This window comes from Paenibacillus sp. sptzw28, from assembly GCF_019550795.1.
Lineage (GTDB): Bacteria > Bacillota > Bacilli > Paenibacillales > Paenibacillaceae > Paenibacillus_Z.
Map to the genome: position 1 here is coordinate 207243 of NZ_CP080545.1, position 26259 is coordinate 233501.

Sequence of the window (26259 nt, forward strand, 5' to 3'; positions counted from 1 at the left end):
AAAAAAGGCAGAGCCTTGTCGGCCCTGCCTGCATTACTTCGATATACAATTAAACGCGCTTCGCTCCGCGGCCACCGCGTTTGGATTCCGTATTCTTCTTCAATGAAGACATGCGCTCTTCGCTATCCTTAAGGAAACGCGACATTTTATCCTCGAAGGTGGGTTTACCAAAGGAAGGTTTACCGCCTGACGCTTTATTGAAAGGACGTCCACCGCCGCCTCCGCCGCCTGTACGATTAAAGCCGCCGCCTCCGCCGCCACTTGGACGATTGAAGCTTCCGCCTCCGCCTCCGCCGCTTCCGCTGCTAGGACGATTGAAGCCGCCGCCTCCGCCGCCTGCACCGCGTTCCCTCTGAGGTGGCGCAGAACCTTCTGGCCGGTCGATCGCCTGTTTAATGGAAAGTCCGATTTTCCCGTCTTTATCTACATTAATGACCTTTACTGTGACGACATCATCCAGTTTTAAATGGTCCTTAACATCCTTGACGTAATTATCGGCAATCTCTGAGATGTGAACGAGCCCCGTGACACCTCCCGACAAATCGACGAATGCCCCGAAATGCGTAATGCCTGTCACCTTGCCCTCTAACTTGGCGCCCACTTCAATTGCCATAGGTAAAAATGTTCCTCCCTAACCGTTATGCGAAGCCGTAGGCCTCGAGATGGATATGCACGTTAAAATATATAACATGAAAGCTCTTAAAATGCTGTTCCTATCGTGATTATACCCGAATGAGAGAAGCAAGGCAACAGACGTATACCCGATTGTAAGCCTATTCAATGACCTGAATCTGCTTCTCGCCTTTCTTTACCATTCCTTGGTCCTTCGTAGCCAACTGGCCGATATATTCCTTATCGTTCAGCCGAGCGGCCTGCTGCTTCAGGTCGTTCATCTGCTTGGTCGCCGCATCTATTTTCTGCTGCGCTTCCGCAAGCTTAAGTTCCGATTGACCCTGCCGTTCCAGCTGAGATAGAAGAGTGTACGACGCCCAGCCCATGAATAATGCGACGACGATAAACCAAATCTTCAGCCGGCGTTTCGTCCCTGCCGATGCAGTTGATTGATGATTCCCAGCTGTCGTCACCAATTCATAGACCCCCTGTCGTTATTGCTAGTTATTGTTGTCCTGCTTCCGGTTCTTCCATCGCCGCCAGAGCTTAACGATGCCGGTATGCAGCGCTTGGTACCTATCGCGTACCCGCCACTTTGCAAGAAGCGGTCCACCCCATCCTGCGAACCATTGACCGGCAGGTCTTATAAGGGGAGCGGTCATCCAGCGGGTCAAAATCCAGAGCGGACGAATTAATTGTACCACAAGTTTCAACAGGAACATAGTGAACACAAGTAAAAATGCAAAAACCAGTCTGCCGAGACGGTAGAGCAGCTGCAGCGGACGAATGACAAGCAGAACGAACGTCCGGATCGTAAATTGTATGAGCGCGCGTATGATGCGGATAATGCCATGCACAATGATAACAACCAGCTTGCTAAGCAGCCAGTAATAGCAGCCTATGCCGAGCAGCAGTCCCAGGAATACGTAAGTCCGCACTTCGCCTTCGTTGCTTGCGGACAGCACCTGGAATACGGCAATGGTAGCGGCGATCCAGTACAGAAGATCGAAAACCGGGATCCACCAACGGTTGATCCGAAGCTCGTCCGACACGACGCGATAGCTATCGAACACGATCCCCATCCCGATTCCCGAGAGCAGCATCGTTACCATTGTCCACCATTGTACCGTCAAACTCACTTAAATAACTTCCCGAACAGGCCTTTGGACTTGCCGGCCGTATTTCCGTCCAAATAGGCGAGCGAATGGACGAGTCCTTCAATGGCAACAAGGCCTTGCTCCAAGCTCAAATGCTTCATATGCAAGTTTTGGCCGCGAATAGCCAGGAAGCCGAGCTCGGTCTCAAGCAAAAACTCTTCATTATCGAAGCTCTCCACATTCATAACGCCGGTAATCTCAAGGATTTTGCGATTGAGCATTTTGATTTCCTGGCGCTTCTGTCCCTTACCTTGTTCGATCATTGCCTCGTCCCCTCCTTATAGTTTGGCCGGAAGAAACCGCGCCATCCTTCGCGGCGCCCGCCGGTTTCCTACAGCTAACCCGGTTTCAACAGTATCACCTGAGACTAGCTTATGGCGGTGGGACAGGTTTTAGAACTCACTTGGAAGCGGCGCAGGAGCGCTCTTAAACAAAGGTAGTTTTGTATAATAAAAAAACTTGCTCACATAAATCAGAGAGAACAGCGGGCATGTTGATATGGAAACTAAAAAAGCGGCCTGTCCCGTTAAACCGGGAGGCCGCCTCTTTCTTATTGCCATTCGAGTTTATTCTCAGATTGGCGCGATTCTTCTTTCAACAAAGTATACATGCCGCTCGCTTCGTCCTTCTTCGTCGTCTCCACAAGCCGCTCAATGCGGACGGTTACGATTTTCTGGCCGAATTGAATCTTGAGCTCGTCGCCGGCTTTGACGGTGCTGCTCGCTTTGGCTTCCCGGCCGTTGATCCAGACGCGTCCTTGATCGGAGACGTCTTTCGCGATGGTACGACGCTTGATTAGCCGGGATACTTTGAGAAATTTATCGAGACGCATCAGTTACTTAATCGCGTCTTTTAATTTATTGCCGGCTTTGAACGCAGGAACTTTGGATTCGGCGATCGTGATCGGGTTGCCCGTTTGCGGGTTGCGGCCCGTACGGCCGGAGCGTTTGCGGGTTTCGAATGTGCCGAAGCCGATCAATTGAACCTTGTCGCCGCTTGCCAGCGCATCGGTTACTTCTCCCAGAAATCCGTTAAGTACAGATTCGACGTCGCGCTTGGTCAGTCCGCTTTTTGCTGCAATGTTGTTAATCAGGTCAGTTTTGTTCATGGTTTTCATAGCCTCCTAATTTTTTTATCCTAGTAGACAGCCATCGTGCCGCCGCATTGAGTGTGCTTTCCCCGATTGTTACTATTCTGCTTGTTTCTAAATAAATCCTGCTAATTTGGTAAACTTTTTTTGCGAACCGTGAGGAATTTAGCCGAATTTTGACGAAAACAAGAAGGAATAGATACCATTAAACTGGAACCGTTATGCTGCAATCGGTTAGGCTCTCTCCTGGGCGGCGGAGCAAGTCTGCTTCCCTGAACAATTCAGAAATGCTGCTAATTCGCAATTTGGTTTCTGATTGTCTATCAAGGAAGACGCTTGGCTTCCTCCCAAAATCGGTCCATCTCTGTTAAATCAGTTTGGTCAAAGGTTCGGCCGCTTATACGGAGCTGTTCTTCAATATATGCAAAACGCTTCTTGAATTTCTGATTGGTCCGTGCAAGCGCTTCTTCCGGATCGGCCTGAATAAACCGCGAAGCGTTGACCGTGGCAAACAGCAGGTCGCCAAGCTCCGCCGCCTGCTCGGAGGTATCCTTGGTTGCGATGGCTTCCCGCAGCTCCCCCAGCTCCTCTTCGATTTTATCGAGAACCGGCTTGATATCGTCCCAATCAAAGCCGACTTTAGCGGCTTTCTTCTGAATCTTGTAGGCTTTCATAAGCGCGGGAAGATCCGGCGGTATTCCATCCAGAAGCGATGCCTTGGCCGGATCGATGCCTTTGCGGCGCTTCTCCTCGGCTTTCATTTGCTCCCAGTTCTGAAGCGCCTCGCCCGCATCGCTCGCTCCCAGTTCGCCAAACACATGCGGATGACGGAACAGCAGCTTCTCATTGAGCGTTTGGATGACATCATAGACGGAGAAGGAACCGACCTCTTCCTCGATCTGGCTGTGCAGCATCACTTGCAGAATCACGTCGCCGAACTCCTCGCGCATGCCGTCCGGGTCGTCATTGTCAATCGCTTCGATCGCTTCGTAGGTTTCTTCGATGAAGTTTTTGCGGATCGATTGGTGCGTCTGCTCCCGGTCCCATGGACAGCCCTCGGGGCTTCGTAAAATAGCGACAATCTCATGCAGCCGCTCGAATGAGCGATTGCGAAGAGCATCGTCCGAGGTGCGGGGCAGCCAGATGAGCGACAAATTGCCGTAACCCGGCGTCCGGTCAAGCTCGTAGAGCGGGACGGTGACGATTTGCTCCTCCCCCGCCACACCGAGCGCATGTCCGACAACAACCGGATAGTCGTCAGGCAGACGTTCCATCAGCGTGAGCTTAACGTCCGAGGCGGTGAATTCGTCATAGACTTGGCCGATAACGGTATGGAGTTCCGGCCGTATGAGAGAAGCCTTAAGTCCAGCCGCGTCAAGCAGCTGGAATCCTTCGATCGGATCGAAGCCCAGCCTCGTGAAAGCTTGATCAAGAAAGCTCTCGCCGCCGATAATATTGAGGGCGATGCCCTCCTGCGGGCATCGTTCCCGCAGCAGCTGCACCGTGCGTTCGGCCACCATCGGATGGCCAGGGACCGCGTAGACGATTTCTCCGGCTTTGGATTGTTCGATTAAAGCTTCGGTGATGGCGGCGTAAACCTCGGGAAATGAATCGAGCTGCTCGTACAGCCGATCAAACGACGCATAGGTCAGATCATTCTCCTCAAACAGCCGCATCATCGGGTGCTTGTCCGTTCGCACGCAGCGTACTGAGGCACTCTGCAGCTTACGCCAGACCCCCAGCGTCAGCTGGTCGGCATCGCCCGAGCCGAGCCCGACGACAGTGATGGTTGGTTGCATGGTGAACCCTCCTTGATTCGTGGATTATGTATTTCGGCCGCGCTTGAGGCGCAGCTGTTTAAGGTTGGGCGGCAGCCCGTGAGTGATTTGGTGGACGGGTGCTACTATTTCGGGTTGGGCGGTAGCCAGTGTGACTTAGTGTTACCGGTGCTACTATTTCGCGTTGGGCGATAGCCCGTTAGTGATTTAGTGCTACGGGTGCGACCTCGATGGCCCGCGAATTTAGCTATCGCTGGGGCGGCTATTCGATACGGGCCGGGCACCCTTGGGCTGCTTACGGGCGGCTTAGGGGCGGCTAAAGCGACTGCTGGTCGCTGCGCGGCAGCAGCCGCCACCGGCGCAACCGCTCGGCGACCGCTGCGCCGCCGGGCAGACCGCGCAGCTCGCGCTCGCTTATGCCGCCGCAGCGCAGCAGTGCGGCGGCGAACAGCGCTCCGCCGAGGGCGGTGCCTCCGAGCGCAAGCGCCGCAGCTGCCGCCCTCGGCGGCAGCGGGCCGAGCAGCGCTGCACCGCCGCGCTCGGCCAGGACGAGCGCCGCGGCCATGACCGCGAGCGCAAGTCCGATGCCCGCGGCGCTCCGCGCGGGCATGGCCGCGCCCGTGGCGCGGCGGACGGCGCCCGCGCTGAGCAGGGCGGCCGCCATGAGCGCAGCGATGCCGGCGCAAGCGGCGCCGGCTATGCCAAGCGCCGGCACGAGCGCGGCGTTAAGCGCCGCCTTAAGCGCAGCGGCGGCGAGCATGAACAGCGCAGGGGCGCGTACCGATCCAAGCCCCTGAAGGACCGCTGCCGCGACTGCGTTGACGGTTCCCGCAAGCGCGGTGCACGCGACTAGCGCGAACGTAAGCGTACCTGCATTGTCCGCGTAGAGCATCACATTGACCGGCTCGGCCAACAGTGCGAGCCCAGCCGCTGCCGCCGCTCCTATCGCCCAGGCGGCGCGCATCACAAACGCCGCGTGCCGCTTCGTCTCGGCCAGGTTGCCGCGTACACGGGCAGCGGCAAGTGCCGGAACAAGCGCTGCAGCCACTGCGCTCGCCACCATAACGACCAGCTGCACAAGCGGCTGGCCCCGGCTGTATAGGCCGAATAGCGCCATCGCATCGGCCCCGTCAGCCCCCGTCTCGCGCAGCAGCCGCGGCACGGTGAATGCGTCGACAACGCTCAGCGCCGGTACAGCAAGCGCGCCAAGCGTCACGGGCACGGCAAGTGCAGCAAGCCGGCGCACCAGCGGCATCAAGCCACCTCGAAGCCGCTCCTCCGCGTTCTGGGCATCCTCACGGCGGCTCCTCAATGCCCCGCCCGCGACGGGTTGGCGGGCTGAATCCCGTCGGCCGGAATTTCCTCTCCCGTTACGGCACGCCTCTGCTGCGTCTGACGTAATATCAGCCGCCTTTATACCTCCCAATACCGATGCCTGTCCCATACCGGACCCTTCACTCACTCTCGTCGGCTCCCCGGCATTTCCGCCGCTCATGGCGGTCCCGCCTCCCCGGCGGTCACGCAGCCAATACGCTGAGATCACCGCGAGCCCCGCAGCCGCGCCGAACGCAGAGCCTGCGGTTGCGCCGGCTGCAAGCGAATCGTCACCCCAGCCCAAATGCCAGCCGATTGCGAGCATCGCCAGCATCGCGGCCACCCGCACCGACTGCTCGGACAGCTGCGAGACTGCCGATGGCAGCATGCGGCCGATCCCCTGGTAATACCCGCGCAGCCCTGACATTACGGGTGCGAGCCACAGCGCGAGAGCCGCCGTCCTTACTGCCGGCGCAGTGCTTATATCACCGATCCAAAGCGCCACACGGTCCGCTCCGAGCCACATCAACGCAAAGCCGGCCGTCCCGCTGACGCCCAGCAGCAGCACGCTTGCCTTCAGCACCTGCTGCGCCCCTTGGCGGTCTCCTTCGCTCTCCCGCTCCGCAACCAGCAGTGAGACCGCTACCGGAAAACCCGCGGTAACCATCACAAGCAGCAGCTGATATAGAGGATAAACCGCGTTATAAATGCCGAACACACGGTCTCCGGCTACATTTTGCAGCGGAATCTTCTGCAGTGTGCCGATTGTTTTGCTGATGAGCATCGCCAAGCCCATCAATGCCGCGCCCTTCATTAAGGGAGGGCGGCCCGTAAGAATATCCTCCGATGCCGGTTCGGCCTTGCGGGCGATACGGTCAGAGAGTGGAAGTGTCCCCGTTTCCCCTGTTTCTACGAAGCTCGCCTTGCCGGCGGTGGAAGCAGCGGCCTTGTTCTTGCGTCCATTCTCCTCCAAACCCTGCACCTGCCTATCTCTTCTCCTCCCCTCATTATACCCGAAAGCGGAATACTTGGAATGCAGCCATGCCTGACATTCATCTCTATCGCTCGAGAACGCAAAAAAAACAAGCTGCTGCAAGTGCACCCACTTTGCAGACAGCTTGTTGTTTACTGCTCCATCTGTTTGGCTAGAAATCCAGCCGCAGTTTCGGCCATTTTGGTTTCCATTTGCGCCATTTTAACGTTCTCTTCCTTGCTAAGCAGGACCACAGTTCCGATCGGATCCCCGCCGGCTATAATGGGAGCAGCTACAAACGCGCTGAACGTCTCGCCGAGATCTTTGATAATCTCGAATGAACCGCCGCCGAACTCGGTTACCGTTTTGCGGTTTTCCATGCAGCTCTCGAGCATCGCACCGATTTGTTTCTCAAGGTATTCCTTCTTCGGCGCGCCGGCCACTGCGATAATTGTATCGCGGTCCGTAATAAGCGTAATATGGTTAGTGCTTTCGGATAGCGATTCCGCATATTCCTTGGCGAAATCTCCAAGTTCCCCGATCGGGGAATACTTCTTCAAAATAACTTCACCGTCGCGGTCAACGAATATTTCCAGCGGGTCGCCCTCGCGTATACGCAGCGTCCGGCGGATTTCTTTTGGGATGACGACCCGGCCGAGATCATCAATTCGACGAACAATTCCAGTTGCTTTCATGTTCTGGTTGCCCCACTTTCCTTGAAGGTTTTGAATTCCACTGGATCCTTTTTGCGCTTGTCTATAGCATAAGAGAAGGGATTTGCTCTTCTCCAGAAAATATAAGCAAAGTATGCCGAGCACTTATACTTCCTTATATTTTGTAAAAAGGTGTTTTCGAATCTGACCATAGTATTCATCGGCTCCCATTTTCTTATGCACGTGGAAAATCGCCGCAACCCTTGAATATCCGTTGTTGGGGGTAACTTCCACTTTTCGCGCGCCCTACAAGCGCTCACGCCTTGATGCAGCCCTTCGTTCCGTCAATTCTTCCGCCTCAGGCTCGGGACCTCGGACCATTAGCTTCCAAATTAACTGCGCTGCCTGACGGACCGTTCTGGGACGCAAATCGCCTGCGCCCTGAAGCAGCCTGAAGGGACGGACAAGCCGCGGCAAATGAAGATCGGCCTCTGCCAGAAGGCTGTCGTCGAACAGCAGCTCGGTCGTGCCCGACGCCAGCATGCGCCCATCCACCAGAATGAGCACTTGATCAGCCCATTCCGCCGCAAAATCTACATCATGCGTGGCCACGACCAGCGTTATTCCCATCAGATGCATCGTTTCAAGGAGCGCATGCAGGTCGTCCCGGCTCTTCGGATCGAGAAACGCCATTGGTTCATCGAGAATGATGATTTCCGGCCTCATCGCCAGCACGCCGGCAATTGCGACACGGCGTTTCTGGCCGTAGCTCAGCTCGAACGGCGACCGTTTGCGCAGCTCGCGCATTCCTACCGAGCCAAGAGCTGTGTCAACGCGTTCCCCTACTTCGGCTTCGGAGAGCCCGAGGTTACGCGGTCCGAAAGCGACATCCTCTTCGACCGTAGTGGAAAAGATTTGATCGTCCGGGTCCTGATAAACGACGCCCACCCGCTGACGAAGCCGGACACCGCTTTCCCTCGTCAACTGCTCGCCAAGCACGAACACCTCGCCCCGCGAAGGCTGCTCGAGCCCGTTTAGGAGTGAGATTAACGTCGATTTACCGGCTCCATTAGGCCCCATCAGCACTGCCTTCGCACCTCGTTCAATCGTGAATGACACCCCGCGCAGCGCTTCGATTTCCCCATATCGATAGACGGCATTACGCACATCAATCGCCATTTGTCTGACTCTCCCTTCTTGCGGCTTCTTCTTTATTTCCCCAGTATTAACGGGGGACCCAGATCCCTCGTGCACGCCGCCGGCAAATCCGCCCCGCGCCGAGATGGACTGGTAGATCCGCTCGCTCCGCCGGTAAGCGCGCAGGAAGAGCACGCCCAGCAGCTCCCCGAATCTTTTGTATGTTTGCTTATCCCACAGCCAGCCTTCGATCTTCATACCTCGCGAACGTTGAGCCTTCAGCATGCTGGCCGCTTCTTCCCTGAGCAGGAAGAAGTAACGCATCATTAGAGCCATCATCTCGATAAAAAGCGAAGGAAAGCCGATCGTCCGAAGGCTCTTGATCAGATCGAACAGCGGCGTTACCGCCATCAAATACGTGATAAGCAAATTAGCGCAGACGATTTTGAGCAAAATAACGGCCGCATCGCCCACCCCTTCCTCCGTGGCGGTCCATACCCACAGATGAAAGAGCGGCGTGCCCTCGCCTTGAAACGGAATAAAGGCGACCGCGCCGAGCCCGAACGGCACGATAAGGAGCAGCCGCTTACAGATATGGCGGATCGAGATTCCCGACCAAAGCATAAAGAACAGAAAACATCCGGCAGCTCCCGAAAGAGCAGCCGGATGCCCGAATAGCATGACCGTGACGAGCAGTCCAAGAATCGTTAAGAGCCTCCGGTTCGCCTTCCTCAGGAAGGGAGGCTGTGTTTGCTCGTCGTGCAGGGGAGTTTGAATCGGATTGCCGAGAGACATGAGCATCACTCCTGATTGTTTTCTGATTTGGCCCCGTCATCCCTCGTTTTACGCGATAACCACCGGGACACGGCCCACAATACGGCGATCATAAGACCGACACCGATCAGACCTCCGATTTTCACTGCAGAAACAGGCAGTCCGTTCCATTCATACCCGGGAAAAAGCGCCCATTTGTTTATAGAGCCCCCCAAGTGACTGAACCCGTGATCCTCAGCTACCCGGTTCAGCCCATCCGGCGCAGACGAAGCCCATGGCGACAGGAGTCCTGCAGCAACAATGGCAGCAACCAGAATGACCGTCCATTTCCTTCGGCTCATCGTAACGCTCAGCTGTTTTTCCCCAGCTTGCCGCCGCATATGCCGCTCTGCGGCGGCCTCCTGCCTCTTGTCCGTCTCCTCATGCATCGAACGTCACGCCTTTCGTTATCGACGTATTACGTTCCAGCAGATAGCCTGTCACGAGCGTGGTGATAACGCCCTCGCCGATACCAATCAAGCTGTGCCAACCGACCATCGCCTTGAGAGCAGTGCCAAGCTCGAAAGTACCGGACCAGGCCAGCAGAAGCGCAACTCCTGCAGATGCTGTGACAATGGAAAGCCACGAGGCGAAGAAAGTAACCGCAGCCCTTGCACGGCCGCGCAGAATAAACATACCGGCTTTATAAGTTCCGTAGCCGACAAAACACCCGATAAATCCGGTGCATAGAATGTTGGCGCCAAGCACGGTAATGCCTCCATCCTGAAACACTAGTGCTTGTATTATGAGCACTGCAGCCATTACGATAGCAGCCACCCAAGGTCCGAATAATATTGAGGTCAACGCCCCGCCGAGAAAGTGTCCCGATGTGGCTCCCGCGATTGGAAAGTTCAGCATTTGCGCCGCGAAGACAAATGCCCCCATAAGCGCAACCATCGGCACCTGCTTGGGATTCAAAGCGAGCTTTGTCCTGCGCAAGCTGTATCCGACAGCCGCGGCGCCCGCTACCGTCGTTGATACCCAAGCCTTCGTATCCAGAAAGCCGTCAGGAATATGCATGATCACCCGTCCCTCCTAATCATCAAACGACGGCCCGATTTCCAAGGGCCGCCGCCATCTTAAGTATTTACCGCCATAATTGCCAGTTTCCCATATAATGCGATTATCTGCCGCCTATTTTTCCATTGTCAACCATCGTAGCCAGTACGTCAAGAACAGCCCGGCAGGCGAGCAGCGCCGTAGTGTCGCTGATGTCGTACGCGGGAGCAACTTCGACAACCTCCATTGCGGCAAGCCCTTCCTTAGCGACAAGCTGCATCAGCTTGAGCGCTTCACGAGGCAGGAAGCCGCCCGGCTCGGGCCAGCCCGTACCAGGCACAAAGCCGCAATCAATCGAGTCGATATCAAAGCTGAGGTATACTGCTTTCGCGCCTTTCCAGGCCGTTTCCAGCGCCATTTCCGCCACCTTATCGATACCGAGAGATTCCACGTCGTTGATCGTCATAATCGTCGTCCCGCGTTCACGCCCGACTTTAACGCCTGCGCGCGGCACCTGCCATCCGCCGATTCCGATCTGGACAAGGTTGACGGCCGGAGCGTTTGGTATGTTTGTTGCGTGAAACCAAGGCGTCGTATGCATCCGCTCATCCATATCCTTCTCTTGAATATCAATATGACGGTCCAGATGGATGATCCCGATGTTTCCTTCCACGTTCTCGGCCACACCTCTGAGGCAAGGATATCCGATGGAGTGGTCGCCGCCGAGAATTACCGGCATCGTTCCTTTGCTCATGACATGGGAGACGGCTTTCGTAATTTGATCGAAGCTTTTCTCGATATTCGCAATCGTGAATACGTCTCCAAGGTCGCATATTTTCAGCTGCTCACGCAGGTCCACGCCCATTTCATAGTTGTATGTTTGGTAGAGCGCCGAAATGCGGCGGATCGCCTGCGGTCCGAAGCGGGTACCGGAGCGGTACGTCGTGCCGATGTCGAAAGGAACGCCGAGCACAGCTACGTCGAATTCGTCCACTTTATTCACATCTTCCAGGTAAGGAAGCTTCAGGAAGGTATTAATGCCTGCCCAGTGCGGCAGCTCCCCGCGGCTAAAACAGGAGATTGTGCGGTCGCCGATGCTTTCGGCCGCTTCCAGGCCAAGCTGCAGGTTTCGCTGAATTTCCGCTTCGGCGCGCGTATGTGTCAGTGTCGCTTCCTTCTGCGATGCTTGAATGCCGTGCAAATCCTGACGTTCGAAGCTCGCTTCATCGGTCACCTTACGTCTGTAGTTAAGTCCATGATTATCGAAAAACCCCATGATTTGAGCCTCCTAAAAGTTTTCTGCGTATGCTCCTTGATATACTCCACGGTAAGCAGAACACTCGGTTCGTAAGCATAAACCTAGTTTTTTGCGGCTTCATTCGATTACACCCCAAAGCAAGCAGAAAACTCGCTTCGTAAGCATATACCTAGTTTTCTGTGTGGCAAGCCTTGGTTTAATGCTTCAGGAGCTGCGCAAGTTCCCGCTTCAAGGCAAGGAATTCCGGGTGCTCGCGCACCTCAGGCGAGCGCTGCGCCGGCAGCTTGACGTCATACGTCTTCAATATGCGTCCCGGATTCGAGCCCATGACAACAATGCGCTGCGATAAGAAAATTGCTTCATCAATGTCGTGTGTGATAAAGAGGACGGTAGTCCTTTCTTTCTCCCACACTTCAAGCAGCATCTCCTGCATCTCCAGCTTCGTTTGCGCATCCAGTGCGCCGAACGGTTCGTCCATAAGCAGCACCTTCGGCCGGTTCGCCAGCGCCCTTGCAATCGCAACGCGCTGCTTCATCCCGCCCGACAGCTGCTTCGGGAAGGATTTATCGAAGGATTCCAGCTTGATGACTTTCAGCCAATAGCTGCTGATGGATCGGCGGTCCAAAGTCGCGATCCCTTTGAGCTTGGGCCCGTATTCGATATTCTCGCGCACCGTCAGCCACGGGAACAGCGTGTAGCCTTGAAACACCATACCGCGATCCGCGCCTGGGCCGATAACTTCCTCGCCGTCGACGGTAATCATCCCGTCCGTCATTTCATCGAGTCCTGCAACAATACGCAGCAGCGTCGATTTCCCGCAGCCGGAAGGACCGAGAATGGTAAGAAATTCATTCGAGCCGATGGTGAGATCGATACCTTTCAGCGCTTCGAAACGACTCTTCTTCGTTTCATAGACCTTGCACACCCCGCGGATGACAATCTCGCCGTATGACGAGAAAAATATTTGATCGTCATCGCTCATTGCAGCTTTATTCCCGCTCCGTACGGGTTCCTCGTCATACACATTCCGTTTAGCCGCCTCCATGTACTTCACTCCTAAGAGTTTTTTCGATACTTTTATGACAATACAACTCGAAAAAACTCACTTCGGAAGCATTCACCTAGAGTTTTTTCGATACTTTTATGACAATACAACTCGAAAAAACTCACTTCGGAAGCATTCGCCTAAGAGTTTTTTCGATACTTTTATGACAATACAACTCGAAAAAACTCACGCCGCTATGCCCAAGGGAACAGCCTTCGGCTCAGGAAAGCAAAAATCCGGTCGCTGATCAGTCCGAGCAAACCAATAACGATAATGCCGACAAAGATCTGATCCGTGTTCAAAAACCGCTGCGCCTTCATAATCGCATAGCCGAGACCGCTGTTGACCGCGACCAGCTCGGCTACGACCAAATACGTCCACGCCCAGCCCAGAATAAGGCGCATCGTATTCATCAGCTGCGGCTGAATAGCAGGGATGAGCACCGTTTCGATCGCTTGCCAGCGACTTGCCCCAAGCGTGAAGGATGCTTGCAGCAAATCATGGGAAACGCGGCGCGTGTTATCCGCCACCATAAGCACGAGTTGGAAGAAGCAGCCGATAAAGATAAGCAATATTTTCGCCCATTCGCCGATGCCCGCCCACACCATGATAAGAGGGATGAATGCTACGGCAGGCATATAGCGGATGAACTCCATCGGCGGCTCCACGAGCGCTTCGCCGTACTTGAATGTGCCTGCGAATATGCCGATCGGGATGCCGATAATGCAGGCCAGGACGAAGCCTGAGGTTACGCGGAACAGGCTGATGCCGATATGATGCCAGTAGTCGGCAGTGCCGAGCAGATGAATCATTTCAATGAGCACTTGATGCGGTTTAGGCAGGAACACCGGGTTCACAGCTTCGGTGTAGCTGAGCAGCGACCATATGGCCAGCAGTAGAGCGAACGAGACGCCTGCAGTGAAGGCAAACGGCCTGCCGCCGATATCCTTGAAGATTTGAAGCTTGCTTGGTTTCCGGCGTTTAGGCGGATTCACCCTTCATCACCTCTTCGCAGTTTTCTCGACAAATTGCGGATCGAATAACGCATCGAAATCTTTGATATCGCCGACCATATCGAGTTTTTTGAGGAAGGCGGCCGTTTTCTCGGCAGTGTACCTCAGCGATGTATAGTCATCGCGCTTGCCGAACGCGGTCAGATTATCATCGGCCGTAAACAGCTTGATGCTGCTCAGTCCAAGCTTGAAATCCTCCGGCGTCGTCTCCGCATGTTTAGCCATGAGCTGGATTGCTTCGTCTTGATGTGTTTTGAAGTAGTCCAGCGCGTCGAACCAGGCATCGACGATTTTTTGAACATCGTCAGGACGATTCTTTATGACGTCATCCCGGAACACAAGTAAATCGGGAATAAGTCCCGGCGTATCTTTGGAAGAAAACAGAATTTTGCCCTTGCCTTCCTTGACCGCCTTGGTCTGGAAGGGTTCCCACAGCACCGATGCGTCCGTTTTACCGGAAATAAAGGCCGGGCCGGCATCGTTCACCGTCATGTTCACGTAATTGATATCGCTCTCTTTCATTCCGTTCTTGTCAAGCGCGGTCAGCAGCAGCAAATGGTCAACTGTACCCAGCTCTGTCGCAACGGTCTTCCCCTTCAGATCCTTGATCGATTGGAACTCCTGTTTGCTGACGATCGCATCGCCGCCGAATGAGTTATCATTAACGAGGACCGCTTTGAGCCCGATGCCCTTGGAAGCGGGTGCGAGCGTGTCGCTCAGAGTCTGGCTGTTCGCGTCAACCTTACCCGTTGAGAGCGCCTGCAGCGAGTCGCTGTATACTGGGAACCACTTCAGCTCCACATTGACGCCGTGTTTCTTGAAGAAGCCTTTTTCGTCGACTAGATACCAGAAGAACCACCCGGGCCACGGACTAAGCGCGATGGTAATCGGCTCGTCCGATCCGCCCGCCGGCGTTTCTTTCGACCCGCCGCAGCCTGAAAGTGCCGCTAACATAACAACCAGCAGCAAAATAATGACCGTTTGTCTCATTCTCTTCATCCATCTTCAGCTCCCGTCTTGTCGTAAAAATAGAAAAAGCCCGGGGATCATCTCCCAGGCTTTTGTCCTTCCGTGTTATATGGACGAGCTATCCGCGTTGCCGATTCTCCTTCCATACGCCGCCTCTTGGACCAGCCTGGCCGCACTACGACATAATTATTCGTAAGCATAGACCACGGAACCCTAGACAGCTTGTCGTCCCAGCCGCTATGGCTAAGGAACTTTATTTTATTGTCAAGCAACCTTACATCTACCTGTATTGTAAGAGGTATCGTGACATTCTGTCAATGCATATGTCAGGTTTTATTACACTCACCTACACTGTTAAATAATACCGGATGACATCGTCATTGAGAGCGGCCAATTCGCCCTCCCAGGCAATCGCGCCCTTCTCTAAAATGTAAAAATAATCGCCGACGTCCTTTACGAATTCCAGGCTTTGCTCTGCCAGCAAAATCGCCGTCTTGCCGTCCGCTTTGATCGAGCGGATAACGTCGCGGATATCATCGACGATTGATGGCTGTATGCCTTCGCAGGGCTCATCGAGGAGGAGCATCTCCGGCTCGGACGCAAGCGCCCTGGCGAACGCCAGCTGCTGCTGCTGGCCGCCGCTTAAGTCCCCGCCCCTCCGGCCGTACATCGTCCTCAGCACTGGGAATTTGGCTATCGCCGAATCGGGAATGGTCCGCTTCTTCTCGCGGGAAGCCTCGAGCCCGAGCAGCACATTCTCGAAAACCGTTAATTGTGGGAAAATTTCCCGCCCTTGCGGAACATAACCAATGCCCCGCTTAGCTCGTTCTCCCGGCGAGCGCCTCGTCAGATCCGCGTCGTAATAGGATACGGTGCCTTGGCGTGCTTTGAGAACGCCCATAATACTCTTCATCAGCGTCGTCTTTCCAACCCCGTTGCGGCCGAGCAGACACACCACCTGCCCCGGTTTTACCTTTAGCGTGACACCGCGCAGAATGACGCTCTCGCCATAACCCGCTTCAAGCTGTTGAACGGCCAGCATCCGCACCCCGCCTTTTCCCCAAATATACCTCCGCCACCCGTTCATCCCGCTGAACTTCGTCCATCGAGCCTTCCTTGAGCAGCTTGCCTTCATGCATAACCGTCACCTTGCTGGCAAAATTCCGTACAAACTCCATATCGTGCTCCACGACTACAATCGACTGTGTCTTCCGGATGTGACCAAGCAGCTCGCCGGTCTTCTCGGTCTCATTGTCAGTCATGCCGGCGACAGGCTCGTCGAGAAGCAGAATTTGCGGCTCCTGCAGCAGTATCATGCCGATTTCAAGCCATTGCTTCTCACCGTGCGACAGTCCGCCGGCCCGCCAGCCGGACTTCCCCTGCAGTCCTATCAGTTCCAGCTGGGCTTCGAGGCGGTCGTGGTCTTCGGCGTTCATCTTTGCTCTCATTGCCGCAAACACGCCGCGGTTCTGCTTCATCGCGATTTCCAGATTCTCATAAACCGTGAGCGACTGGAAGATCGAAGGCGTTTGGAACTTGCGTCCGATGCCAAGCTCCGCAATCTGATGCTCCTTCTTGCGTGTAACGTCAATATTCCCGCCAAGCAGCACTTTACCGGCGGTCGGCTTTACTTTGCCGCAAATCACATCAAGCATCGTGGTTTTGCCCGCGCCGTTAGGCCCGATCAGAAAGCGCAGCTCGCCGCGCTCAAGCCGGAAATTCATGCCCTGTACCGCCTTAAAGCCGTCAAAATCGACGGTAACATCATCACACTGCAGGATAACGGACTCCATCTGCTCCTTCATCCGCCGCCTTCCTCCTTCCAATCCGCTTTAATTGGCTGAGCAGTCCAGCCGCCCCTTTCGGCAGGAAGACGACAACGACAACGAATAATGCACCCATGAAGAACAGCCAAATCGTAGGATACGATTCGCTGAATGCGCTCTTCGCCGAATTGAGCAAAATCGCCCCCAGCGCCGCCCCATACAGCGTTCCCCTGCCGCCGATCGCAACCCAGAGCACCATCTCGATCGATGGAACGATGGCCATCATGGATGGCGAGATGATACCGACATGCAGCACGAACAGCATGCCTGCCAGCCCAGCCAGACCGGCCGAAATGCCGAAGGCTACCATTTGGTAAACTGCCGGGTTATAGCCGATGAAGCGGACACGGTTCTCCCCGTCCCGGATTGCCCGCAGCACTTTGCCGAACCGGCTTTTCACGAGAAACCGGCACAGCGCGAACGCCGCAATGAGGGCGGCGACCGTAATCCAGTAAAGCGTCTGCTTTGTGCCCGGGGATGCCAGCGAACTGCCGAAAATCTTGCTGTAGCCGGTCACGCCGTTCGTGCCTCCGGTAAAAGCCTGCTGACCGATAAACAGCGTAGTCGTAATAATGACAAGCGCTTGCGTCAGTATCGTAAAATAAACGCCGCGAATCCGGTTGCGGAATGTGAAATAACCGAGGAAGAGCGCAAGCAGCGCAGGAATGAGTATGCCGGCCGCAACGGCGAATCCGAAGCTGCCGAAGGGCTTCCAGAACCACGGAAGAGCCGTCAGTCCGCTCCAATCCATAAAGTCCGGCAGCCTTCCGCCGCTTGCGTCCAGCTTCAGGTACATGGCCATCGCGTAGCCGCCCAGGCCGAAAAATACGCCGTGCCCGAGACTTAAAATTCCGGTATATCCCCATATTAAATCAAGCCCCAGCGCGACGATGGCATACGCCAAGAACTTTGCCAGCAGGTTGAGCCGGAAATCGCTCAGAACCAGCGGTGCGCAGAACAGCGCCGTTGCAGCAGCCGCGTAGCCTGCCAGCAGCCATAAACGCTGCGGCGTCATCATCATTCGCTTTTGCATGCCTAATTCCACCTTTCATTAATCCAGCGAACGCGTCCGCATCGCGACCAGTCCCATCGGCTTCCACTGGAGGAAAGCGACGATGCACAGGAACACGAGCACTTTGCCGAGCGATGCCGTCGTCCAATATTCGAACAGCGTGTTCGATAATCCGATGCCGAGTGCCCCGAACACGGTGCCCACCAGCTTCCCGACGCCTCCGAGCACCACGACCATGAACGCGTCGACAATGTAGTACGTTCCGATAGAAGGGCCGATCGGACCGATCAGCGTAAGCGCACAGCCCGCGATACCTGCGATGCCGGAGCCGATGGCGAATGTGACAGCATCCACGCGGCGCGTAGAAATACCGAGACATGCGGCCATTTCGCGATTTTGCATGACAGCCCGCATCCTCCTTCCGGAGTGGCTCCGGTAAATATAGAGGTACATTACGGACAAACAAACCAACACCAAAGCAATAATAAACAATCTTTTATAAGGCAGCACGGTGTCACCCATAATCATCATCCCGCCGTTCAGCCACGAAGGGCTTGTCACTCCGACATTCGGAGCGCCGAAGATGGTCCGCGCCAGCTGCTGCAGCATAAGTCCGACGCCCCATGTGGCGAGCAGGCTGTCGAGCGGCCTTCCATACAGAAAGCGGATGAGCGTCATTTCCAGTATCAGGCCGAAAACAAACGCCACTGCGAAGCTCACCGGTATGGCAAGGACGAAATACCATCCGAAGAAGGACTGGGGAAAGTACGAGGTAAACATATTCTGCACCACGTAAGCCGTGTATGCGCCGATCATGATCAATTCGCCGTGCGCCATATTAATCACTTTCATCAGACCGAAGGTAATGGCCAGACCAAGCGCAATCAGCAGCAAAATCGAGCTTATGCTTATTCCGTTAAACAGCTGAAGCACGATAACATCCATATATTCACCCCTACAGCGTCAGGCTCAACACCAATACGTCCATATGTCGACAAAGGAAGCATTCGAGAGCGAGGCCGACGAATACTTCCCTTGCCTGATTATTGCTATGATAGTCTAAAAGCAAAACCGCATTACGTTCCCGAGCTAAGACTAGCCGCCCAATCATACCCTTTCAAGTACGGGTCGGGCTTCACCGGCTCGCCGGAGTTCCACAGCTCCTTGAATTGACCGTCCGCTTGGACTTCTCCAATTCGTACCGTTTTGTAGATATGCTGGTTGTCGCCGTCGATTTTAATTTTACCTTCCGGCGCATCCCACTCAAGTCCCTTCGCCGCTTCTTTTACCTTGGCGACATCGGTTGAGCCCGCCTTCTCTACGGCGGCCGCCCATAAGTACACCGCATCGTAACCCGCTTCAATCGGGTCCGCCGTTACACGATCGGCTCCGTATTTCTTCTTGTAGTTTGCAACGAATATTTTGTTGGCCGGCGTATCCGTCGTCTCATAATAATTCCATGCCGCCAGATGCCCTTCAAGCACATCCGTGCCGATGCCCCTGATTTCTTCCTCAGCAACGGACACTGAGAGTGTGGTCAGATCCTTCGCCGTTATGCCGGCATCCTTCAATTGCTTGAAGAAAGCAACGTTACTGTCGCCGTTAAGCGTATTGAACACCACGTCAGGCTTTGCTTCTTTGATTTTGCTGATAATCGTGGAGTAATCGGTATGTCCGAGCGGGGTGTATTCTTCGCCTGCCAGCTCTCCGCCTTCGGCCTTCAGCTGCGCTTTGATGATTTTGTTCGCCGTCCGCGGGAATACGTAATCCGAGCCCAGCAGGTAGAACTTTTTGCCGCGGTTTTGCAGCAGCCATGAAACCGCCGGTACGATTTGCTGGTTCGTGGTCGCACCCGTATAGAATATGTTCGGGGACGACTCCAGCCCTTCATATTGCACCGGGTACCATAGAAGTCCGTTCAGTTCCTCGAACACAGGCAGCATCGCTTTCCGGCTTGCCGATGTCCATCCTCCGAAGACGGTTGCGACTTTGTCATCCGAGATCAGCTTGCGCGCTTTCTCAGCAAAAGTCGGCCAATCGGATGCACCGTCTTCCACAACCGGCACGAGCTTTTTCCCTAAGACGCCCCCTTTTGCGTTAATTTCGTCGATCGCCATCATTTCCGCATCCTTAACGGACACCTCGCTGATTGCCATGGTGCCGCTAAGCGAATGAAGAATACCGACCTTAATTTCCCCTTTGTCATCGCCTCCACTGCCGCTGCCACCATCGGCTGCGCCTCCCGTTCCTGCATTGGTTGACGTTTCCTTGCTTCCGTTGCTCCCGCATGCCGCCAATACCAAGCAGAGCGCCACCAGCATCAGCATAGTACTTTTCTTAACGTTCGGTTTCATTCTCCCACTCCCCAAATCTTTTTTCTCTATTCCGAACGATTCTCTGGTAGTCTGTTTGATCGTTCGTGAATTTCATTATAAAATCATGTTAGGTTTCATGTCAATATAGTTAACACAAAGACTTTTACGAATATAGATATTCTCCAATTCTCAACAAAATCACGGTTATGTTCAACATAAGGTAATATATATGTTAGTTATTTCTTGCGTTTAGTATTCTTCTATTCACTTGTGGTCCATTTCGTGTTATATATTATATCATCGCAATTATAAAAAAAGACCCTTTCATAAAAACGAAAGGATCCACGGCTTATTGTTTTGGTCGGCCTTCTACATGATGGCTATGCATACGGGAGCTGCTATTTCCAACCGATGACCGGTAAACAGAAGCTGCCCTGTATCGGCATTGATCCGATAGCTTACGATACAGTCCGACTGCTGGTTAGCTGTAAGTAAATAGCGGTCATCCGGTGTAACTGCGAAATTTCGCGGGGTCCTTCCGCCGCTGGGCGTTATCTCGACCGGCTCAAGCAAACCATCGACTCCCACACGGAAACCAGCGATGCTGTCATGCCCCCGGTTGGAGGCATACAGGAAACGGCCACCGCTTGTAAGGTGAATATCCGCACATGTATTTTCTCCGCCGAAGGACTCCGGCAGCGTTGATATGGTTTGCAGAGGCTCAAGAGCCGTCTCCCCGCCCTCATACCGGTAAACCGTAATCGTACTGCTCAGCTCATTCACGACATAGAGAAACCGCCCGGCAGGGTGAAAAGCGAGATGGCGAGGCCCTGCCCCGGGAGAAGCCGTGGTCTCACACTCGGTAATCAGACGGCCCGCACTATAGTCGATCCGGTAATGTACCAGCTTATCCGTACCAAGGTCGGCTACTATCGCAAAGCGGCCCGAGGGGTCGATGATCGATGAGTGCGGATGCGGTCCTTCCTGGCGGTCATCGCGCGGGCCGCGCCCGGAGTGCCGAACGTTGTCGACTATGGGCCCGACTGTACCATCCGGCCCAATAGGAAAAAGGACAACATTGCCGCCGTTATAATTCGCCGCGATCAAGCACCTGTCCTCTTGGTCCAGAGTAACGTGGCAGGGGGCAGTGCCCATGACAGGCTGCTCATTCATAAGGTTTAAGCCACCATTCGGGTCGACTGCAAAGCTTGCGACGCTCCCTGGATGCGGATCCGTCTCGCTCACCGCATATAAACGCGTGCGATTGCGGTTTAATATCAGAAAAGACGGATTTGCGATACCGGTCTTTCCGGCGATGCGTTCCATCTCTCCCGTCGCCGTATCTAAACGGATCAGCGTGATCCCTTCAGCGTCTTTAGCGGCATAGGAACCGACGAAAAACTGCAGCTGTTGTCCCAAATACAATCCCTCCCATTGTCCATCACTTCTACCATCATACAAAAATCCCCCCTAAAGCGCATGTCTTTATTTCATTCATACCTTTACCCCGAACCGTATGCATAAAAAACAAGCCCAGCATTGGATAGCTGAGCTTGTCATTCATGCACGTTGGCAAGTATTATTTCGTCTCCGTTTTCTTCTCGTCCGGCTTGGCAGCGCCGTCGGTGGTGCCGTTCGTCGCCCCATTAGTGGCGCCGTTTGTCGCTCCATTCGTCGCGCCTTCGCCGGTTTTCGGCGCTTCCGCTTGCGGCAGGTCGATCTTCGTAATAAGGCCCGGCAGTTCTTTCGTCATGAACGTGTTCATTTTCTCCGAAGCGACCGCTTGCTTCAGGCCTTCTTTATCCGCAGCACTCAGCTTATCGAACGGCGTCGGCTCACGTTTCAGAACCTCCATCACGTGATAGCCGTATGAGGACTTCACAGGATCGCCGATTTTGCCGATTGCCTGTTTGTTGGCGGCATCCTTAAACTCGGCGACCCAGGATTTTGCTTGTTGATTCTCATACAAGCCGCCGTTTTCCTTGGAGCCGTCATCGTCGGAATATTCTTTAGCCAGCGTCTTCCAATCCCCGCCGGCGTCCAGCTTCTTCTTCACTTCCTGCGCACGTTTGAGCGCGTCCGCCTCCGAACGGGTCTCTTCGCCGGTTTGCGGGTTTACCGTTCCAATCAGGATATGACGTACGGTAATGACGTTATAATCGTCCTTTGTTTTGTCATATTGGGCTTTAACTTCGGCATCCGTGACTTTGCTTTCCTGATCTTTCATGATCGAAGTGATCATCGAGTAGAAATATTTAATGTCGGCTTCCGTCAGACCAGCCTTATCCACTTTAGCCTTAATGTCGGCAGAAGCGTCGATTTGTGTTTTCAACTGCGTGTAGAATTTGTTTACTTCGTCCTCGGCAGCTTTGTCTTCCTTCTTCTCCGGAAGTCTGGATTGCAAAATTTTATAACCGATATACTCACGCAGGAACTGTTCCTTCAGCTGCGGAATGCTCAAGTACATTTCTGTCTGAGGCTGTACGATGCCAAAGAAAGTCGAATATTTGTTAAACTCCGTCTCCGTCACCGTGCCGTCTTTGTATGTGGCGATGACTTTGCCTTGACCTGCTCCGGGTACGGCGCTCTCTGCATTCTTCTTGCCGCATCCCGCAGCCAGCACGACTAGCAATACAGCCGCCAGCGATAGCAGAATCCCCTTTTTCCAACTGTTAGTGCGCAACATCTTGTAGTTCCCCTTTCGAGTGTATGTTCTCTTTATATTGGATCATGAAACGCTCCAACAGTTCGAGCTTCTGCTCCATCGTAAGCCCTTTGCCGCGAAGCTGGACAAGCGGATATGCTTCAGGTCCGATAGACCTCTTGATCCGGTTCTCGAATTGCATACAGAGCCTGTCGACTTTCTTCGTGTCAAACCGGCGCTTCTCGCGCTCCGCGAACCGCAAGCTTAGATCATCGCCCTTGCCGCTCAATTGCTCGATGCCGCATGCGGCGCCCAGTACTTTCAGCCGCGCTACGGCAAGCAGGTTGTCCACCGATTGCGGCAGATCGCCGAACCGGTCCACCAGCTCCTCGCGCAAATCCTCGGCTTCCTCAAGCGAACGGACAGCAGCCACTTTCTTATATATCTCTATCTTCTGTATGCTATCGTAAATATACGCCGAGGGCAAGTACGCATCTATACTCATGTCAATCACGGTGCTGACTTCTTTAACCGGTTCGGCCTCGGTTTCGCCCATATCCGCCTTCCGCTTGGCGATTTCGTCCGCTAGCATTTGTGAATATAGGTCGAAGCCGACGGAAGCGATAAATCCGTGCTGCTCGGCGCCCAGAAGGTTTCCCGCTCCCCGGATGGCCAGATCGCGCATCGCGATTTTAAACCCGGAACCGAGCTCCGTGAACTCCTTGATCGACTGCAGCCGCTTCTCGGCCACCTCTGTCAGCACTTTGTCGCGCTGGTAGGTGAAATAGGCGTAAGCGATCCGGTTGGAGCGACCCACCCGTCCACGCAGCTGATAAAGCTGGGAAAGCCCCATTTTGTCCGCATCGTGTACAATAAGCGTATTTACGTTCGGTATATCGACGCCCGTCTCGATAATGCTTGTGCTGACGAGCACATCGGATTCGCCGTCAAGGAAGTCGAGAATCGTCTTCTCGAGCTCCTGCTCGGACATCTGGCCGTGGCCGACCGCAACGCGGGCATCGGGCACCAGAGCGTTGATTTGCTCCGCAATCTGATGGATGCCCTGTACACGATTATAAAGGTAATAGACCTGGCCGCCCCGAGCCAACTCGCGCTCGATCGATTCCCTTACCAGCGACGGACTGTATTCCACAACGTATGTCTGTACCGGGAACCGGTTCTCCGGCGGCGTCTCGATAACGGACAAATCCCGCACCCCAAGCATGGACATATGCAGCGTACGCGGTATCGGCGTTGCCGTCAGCGTCAGAACGTCGACATTTGTTTTCAGCCGTTTCAGCTTCTCTTTGTGGGAGACGCCGAACCGCTGTTCCTCATCGACGATGAGCAGGCCCAGATCCTTAAAAATAATATCCTGAGAAAGCAGCCGGTGGGTACCGATAACAACATCGACGGTTCCGGCTTTCAGCCCTTTCATCGTATCGGTCTGCTCTTTCTTGGAGCGGAAGCGGCTCAGCACCTGAACGTTGAACGGAAATCCCGAGAACCTCTCGCGGAACGTCTCGTAGTGCTGCTGGGCCAGAATCGTAGTAGGAACCAGAATCGCGACCTGTTTCCCTTCGATAGCCGCCTTGAACGCGGCGCGAACGGCGACCTCCGTCTTGCCGTATCCGACGTCCCCGCAGAGCAGCCGGTCCATCGGACGCGGCGTCTGCATATCTTTCTTGATTTCCTCGATTGCCCGCAGCTGATCGCGTGTCTCGTCATAGGGAAACATCGCTTCGAATTCCTGCTGATAAGACGTATCTGACCCGAACGCGAACCCGCTCGTCGCCTGCCGCTCAGCGTACAGCTTGATGAGTTCGTCGGCGATATCCTGCACGGAGGAGCGCACCTTGGTCTTCACACGCGTCCATTCGCTGCCGCCTAGCTTGTATACCTTCGGTTCCTTTTCCTCCGACCCCACATACTTCTGGATCAGGTCGATTTGTTCGATCGGAACGGACAGCTTATCGCCGCCCGCATACAAGATATGAATATAGTCCTTATGAATACCGGCGATTTCCAGCGTGCCGATGCCCATGTATTTGCCGATCCCGTGGTTCTGGTGCACGACGTAGTCGCCGACCTTCAGCTCGGTATAGCTTTTGATCCGCTCGGCGTTATCGATTTTCTTGTCTATCCGCCGGGCCTTGCGCTGCTTCTGCGAGAACATCTCGCCCTCGGTGATAACAATGAGATGAATCGACGGAAGCTCGAACCCCGATTGAAGGTTGCCCTCAATAAGAATCGGCGGCTCAATGCCGTAATCATGGAGTACCCTGCGAATCCTGTCCATCCGTTCCGTGCTGCCCGCCAGCATCATGACCTGGGCGCCCGATTTGCGCCAGCGTTCCATCTCGGCCTTCAGAACATTCATCTGACCGTGGAAATTTTGCATTGAGCGGCACACGACGTTCAAAATATTTTGCGGCTGAGTATGCGGAATTTGCCTTAAAAAGAGCGAGAGGAACAGCGTCGGAAACGGCCGGTGATAGAGTACATCCTCCGACGGCCGCGCAATCGCAAGTCCGGGCAGCGACTTCCCATTCTGCAGCAGGTGCATCGCCCATTCCGCCTCATCGCGCTCCAGTTGTTTTCCTGTTTCAATAAGCCTTGTGGGCTCATCATAAATAAGCAGCGTATCCTCGGGCATATAGTCGAACAGTGTCTGTCTCTCCGGATACAGCAGTGAAATATATTTATAGATTTCCGGAAAATATTGATGCTCCCGGAGCTTATCGATCTCCGCGCCAATCTCGGCACGCAGCCGGTCCTTTGCCGTCCGGTCCGTCATCTTCTGCAGCTGCTGCTCGAGCAGCTCGGACGCATGCTGAGCCGCATTTTGAAACCGGCCGGCCTCGGCTGTTATTTCTTGGCATGGGGGTACCACGTAACTCTCCAGCTTATCTATCGATCGTTGGTCGGAGGAATCGAAGGTCCGTATGGAGTCAATTTCATCGTCGAACCATTCGATACGATAAGGATGAGCAGTGGTGAGCGGGTAGAAATCAACGATGCCGCCGCGTACGCTCATCTCGCCCTTACCTTCAACCTTATCGACCCGTACGTAGCCAAGCTCTATCATTTGTTGTAAAAACGCTTCCATAGTCATCGTCTCGCCGACCCGCAGCTCGATGCGCGCCTCGGCCATGACGCCTCTTATCGGTAAATACCGGCGGATGCCGGAGAAGGGCACGACAATAATCCCGCGAAAGCCTTGCGACAATCGGATAAGCACATCCATCCGCTGCGCCAGCGTTTCCGGGCTGGATATAGCCGCTTCCGCGGCGACCAATTCATTGGCGGGATACAGGAGTACATCTTCGGCGGATAGGCATTCGAGCAAATCCTCCGCGATCTTCTGCGCTGCGAACATATTGTGGGTCACGACCAGCATCGGCCTGCCCAGCTCCCGCATGAGCGCGCCGATCATTACCTGCCGCGAAGATCCGGCAAGACCCGATACAAGCTGCTCCCGCATTCCTTTTCGTATTCCGGATACGACCGACTGAAAGTCCATATCCGCGGCGTAAGCCTCTAGTAAAGCTTTCAACTTTGCTGCACCTCGTTTCATTCCACAAGAAGAAACGGCATCGCCTTCCTTGCGGTGATGCAAGTTTCTTCCCAAGAAATATCAGAAAAGAATGG

General features: G+C 54.5%; 24 protein-coding genes. All 24 read right to left on the minus strand.

The annotated features are described in order from the left end of the window. Positions 1-49: 49 nt before the first annotated feature. Complete coding sequence (locus KZ483_RS00930; protein ID WP_220350942.1) at positions 50-613, minus strand: S1 domain-containing RNA-binding protein; 564 nt, start codon at positions 611-613, stop codon at positions 50-52. Positions 614-773: 160 nt separating this feature from the next. Then, positions 774-1085, minus strand: coding sequence for an FtsB family cell division protein (locus KZ483_RS00935; RefSeq protein WP_258881690.1), 312 nt, complete (start codon positions 1083-1085; stop codon positions 774-776). Positions 1086-1112: 27 nt separating this feature from the next. Then, positions 1113-1751 (minus strand): spore cortex biosynthesis protein YabQ, encoded by a 639-nt coding sequence (gene yabQ, locus KZ483_RS00940; RefSeq protein WP_258881489.1) that lies wholly within the window; start codon positions 1749-1751, stop codon positions 1113-1115. Further along, positions 1748-2032, minus strand: a complete 285-nt coding sequence (yabP, locus tag KZ483_RS00945) for a sporulation protein YabP (RefSeq protein ID WP_220350944.1) — start codon at positions 2030-2032, stop codon at positions 1748-1750. The genes yabQ and yabP overlap by 4 nt, the downstream gene beginning before the upstream one ends. 287 nt (positions 2033-2319) lie before the next feature. Next, complete coding sequence (locus tag KZ483_RS00950) at positions 2320-2601, minus strand: RNA-binding S4 domain-containing protein (protein ID WP_220350945.1); 282 nt, start codon at positions 2599-2601, stop codon at positions 2320-2322. A 3-nt stretch (positions 2602-2604) separates the two neighbouring features. After that, a complete protein-coding gene (locus tag KZ483_RS00955; RefSeq protein WP_132490962.1) occupies positions 2605-2877 on the minus strand; it encodes an HU family DNA-binding protein in 273 nt (90 codons plus the stop codon). Between the two features lie 305 nt (positions 2878-3182). Continuing rightward, entirely contained in the window at positions 3183-4658 is a 1476-nt protein-coding gene (mazG, locus tag KZ483_RS00960) for a bifunctional methyltransferase/pyrophosphohydrolase YabN (protein WP_220350946.1), read from the minus strand. Between the two features lie 295 nt (positions 4659-4953). Continuing rightward, positions 4954-6933 (minus strand): oligosaccharide flippase family protein, encoded by a 1980-nt coding sequence (locus KZ483_RS00965; protein ID WP_220350947.1) that lies wholly within the window; start codon positions 6931-6933, stop codon positions 4954-4956. Positions 6934-7076: 143 nt separating this feature from the next. After that, the gene (spoVT, locus tag KZ483_RS00970; RefSeq protein WP_220350948.1) at positions 7077-7619 is read right to left on the minus strand and encodes a stage V sporulation protein T; all 543 of its coding nucleotides are present in this window, start codon (positions 7617-7619) and stop codon (positions 7077-7079) included. A gap of 264 nt (positions 7620-7883) precedes the next feature. Continuing rightward, positions 7884-9509: a cobalt ECF transporter T component CbiQ gene (gene cbiQ, locus KZ483_RS00975; RefSeq protein WP_220350949.1), complete on the minus strand. Its 1626-nt coding sequence runs from the start codon at positions 9507-9509 to the stop codon at positions 7884-7886. A 5-nt stretch (positions 9510-9514) separates the two neighbouring features. Continuing rightward, a complete protein-coding gene (locus KZ483_RS00980) occupies positions 9515-9916 on the minus strand; it encodes a PDGLE domain-containing protein (RefSeq protein WP_258881490.1) in 402 nt (133 codons plus the stop codon). Further along, positions 9909-10547 (minus strand): energy-coupling factor ABC transporter permease, encoded by a 639-nt coding sequence (locus tag KZ483_RS00985; RefSeq protein ID WP_220350950.1) that lies wholly within the window; start codon positions 10545-10547, stop codon positions 9909-9911. Before KZ483_RS00985 ends, KZ483_RS00980 begins: the two co-directional genes overlap by 8 nt. A gap of 103 nt (positions 10548-10650) precedes the next feature. Then, the gene (locus tag KZ483_RS00990; RefSeq protein WP_220350951.1) at positions 10651-11802 is read right to left on the minus strand and encodes an agmatinase family protein; all 1152 of its coding nucleotides are present in this window, start codon (positions 11800-11802) and stop codon (positions 10651-10653) included. Positions 11803-11980: 178 nt separating this feature from the next. Further along, the gene (locus KZ483_RS00995) at positions 11981-12829 is read right to left on the minus strand and encodes an ABC transporter ATP-binding protein (protein WP_220350952.1); all 849 of its coding nucleotides are present in this window, start codon (positions 12827-12829) and stop codon (positions 11981-11983) included. A gap of 194 nt (positions 12830-13023) precedes the next feature. Further along, positions 13024-13824: an ABC transporter permease gene (locus KZ483_RS01000; RefSeq protein WP_220350953.1), complete on the minus strand. Its 801-nt coding sequence runs from the start codon at positions 13822-13824 to the stop codon at positions 13024-13026. A gap of 6 nt (positions 13825-13830) precedes the next feature. Next, on the minus strand, positions 13831-14841 hold the full coding sequence (locus KZ483_RS01005; protein ID WP_220350954.1) for an ABC transporter substrate-binding protein: 1011 nt from the start codon (positions 14839-14841) through the stop codon (positions 13831-13833). Between the two features lie 316 nt (positions 14842-15157). Further along, positions 15158-15853 carry an urea ABC transporter ATP-binding subunit UrtE gene (gene urtE / locus KZ483_RS01010; protein ID WP_220350955.1) on the minus strand — a complete coding sequence of 232 codons (696 nt, stop codon included), beginning with the start codon at positions 15851-15853 and terminating at the stop codon, positions 15158-15160. Next, positions 15831-16616: an urea ABC transporter ATP-binding protein UrtD gene (gene urtD / locus KZ483_RS01015; protein WP_258881491.1), complete on the minus strand. Its 786-nt coding sequence runs from the start codon at positions 16614-16616 to the stop codon at positions 15831-15833. The genes urtE and urtD overlap by 23 nt, the downstream gene beginning before the upstream one ends. Further along, complete coding sequence (gene urtC, locus KZ483_RS01020) at positions 16579-17670, minus strand: urea ABC transporter permease subunit UrtC (RefSeq protein WP_220350956.1); 1092 nt, start codon at positions 17668-17670, stop codon at positions 16579-16581. Before urtC ends, urtD begins: the two co-directional genes overlap by 38 nt. A gap of 18 nt (positions 17671-17688) precedes the next feature. After that, on the minus strand, positions 17689-18594 hold the full coding sequence (gene urtB, locus KZ483_RS01025) for an urea ABC transporter permease subunit UrtB (protein WP_220350957.1): 906 nt from the start codon (positions 18592-18594) through the stop codon (positions 17689-17691). Between the two features lie 131 nt (positions 18595-18725). Beyond that, positions 18726-20003: an urea ABC transporter substrate-binding protein gene (urtA, locus tag KZ483_RS01030; RefSeq protein ID WP_220350958.1), complete on the minus strand. Its 1278-nt coding sequence runs from the start codon at positions 20001-20003 to the stop codon at positions 18726-18728. 330 nt (positions 20004-20333) lie between these two features. Continuing rightward, entirely contained in the window at positions 20334-21383 is a 1050-nt protein-coding gene (locus tag KZ483_RS01035; RefSeq protein WP_220350959.1) for a lactonase family protein, read from the minus strand. A 160-nt stretch (positions 21384-21543) separates the two neighbouring features. After that, complete coding sequence (locus KZ483_RS01040; RefSeq protein ID WP_220350960.1) at positions 21544-22650, minus strand: peptidylprolyl isomerase; 1107 nt, start codon at positions 22648-22650, stop codon at positions 21544-21546. Beyond that, the gene (mfd, locus tag KZ483_RS01045; protein WP_220350961.1) at positions 22637-26185 is read right to left on the minus strand and encodes a transcription-repair coupling factor; all 3549 of its coding nucleotides are present in this window, start codon (positions 26183-26185) and stop codon (positions 22637-22639) included. The genes KZ483_RS01040 and mfd overlap by 14 nt, the downstream gene beginning before the upstream one ends. Between the last annotated feature and the right edge of the window lie 74 nt (positions 26186-26259).

Excerpts from the sequence above, each read along its gene's own strand:
- KZ483_RS00930 (WP_220350942.1), bottom strand. The coding sequence starts at position 613 with ATGGCAATTGAAGTGGGCGCCAAGTTAGAGGGCAAGGTGACAGGCATT.
- yabP (WP_220350944.1), bottom strand. The coding sequence starts at position 2,032 with ATGATCGAACAAGGTAAGGGACAGAAGCGCCAGGAAATCAAAATGCTC.
- KZ483_RS00950 (WP_220350945.1), bottom strand. The coding sequence starts at position 2,601 with ATGCGTCTCGATAAATTTCTCAAAGTATCCCGGCTAATCAAGCGTCGT.
- KZ483_RS00955 (WP_132490962.1), bottom strand. The coding sequence starts at position 2,877 with ATGAACAAAACTGACCTGATTAACAACATTGCAGCAAAAAGCGGACTG.
- mazG (WP_220350946.1), bottom strand. The coding sequence starts at position 4,658 with ATGCAACCAACCATCACTGTCGTCGGGCTCGGCTCGGGCGATGCCGAC.
- spoVT (WP_220350948.1), bottom strand. The coding sequence starts at position 7,619 with ATGAAAGCAACTGGAATTGTTCGTCGAATTGATGATCTCGGCCGGGTC.
- cbiQ (WP_220350949.1), bottom strand. The coding sequence starts at position 9,509 with ATGTCTCTCGGCAATCCGATTCAAACTCCCCTGCACGACGAGCAAACA.
- KZ483_RS00980 (WP_258881490.1), bottom strand. The coding sequence starts at position 9,916 with ATGCATGAGGAGACGGACAAGAGGCAGGAGGCCGCCGCAGAGCGGCAT.
- KZ483_RS00985 (WP_220350950.1), bottom strand. The coding sequence starts at position 10,547 with ATGCATATTCCTGACGGCTTTCTGGATACGAAGGCTTGGGTATCAACG.
- KZ483_RS00990 (WP_220350951.1), bottom strand. The coding sequence starts at position 11,802 with ATGGGGTTTTTCGATAATCATGGACTTAACTACAGACGTAAGGTGACC.
- KZ483_RS00995 (WP_220350952.1), bottom strand. The coding sequence starts at position 12,829 with ATGGAGGCGGCTAAACGGAATGTGTATGACGAGGAACCCGTACGGAGC.
- KZ483_RS01005 (WP_220350954.1), bottom strand. The coding sequence starts at position 14,841 with ATGAAGAGAATGAGACAAACGGTCATTATTTTGCTGCTGGTTGTTATG.
- urtE (WP_220350955.1), bottom strand. The coding sequence starts at position 15,853 with ATGCTGGCCGTTCAACAGCTTGAAGCGGGTTATGGCGAGAGCGTCATT.
- urtD (WP_258881491.1), bottom strand. The coding sequence starts at position 16,616 with ATGAAGGAGCAGATGGAGTCCGTTATCCTGCAGTGTGATGATGTTACC.
- urtC (WP_220350956.1), bottom strand. The coding sequence starts at position 17,670 with ATGCAAAAGCGAATGATGATGACGCCGCAGCGTTTATGGCTGCTGGCA.
- urtB (WP_220350957.1), bottom strand. The coding sequence starts at position 18,594 with ATGGATGTTATCGTGCTTCAGCTGTTTAACGGAATAAGCATAAGCTCG.
- urtA (WP_220350958.1), bottom strand. The coding sequence starts at position 20,003 with ATGAAACCGAACGTTAAGAAAAGTACTATGCTGATGCTGGTGGCGCTC.
- KZ483_RS01040 (WP_220350960.1), bottom strand. The coding sequence starts at position 22,650 with ATGTTGCGCACTAACAGTTGGAAAAAGGGGATTCTGCTATCGCTGGCG.
- mfd (WP_220350961.1), bottom strand. The coding sequence starts at position 26,185 with ATGAAACGAGGTGCAGCAAAGTTGAAAGCTTTACTAGAGGCTTACGCC.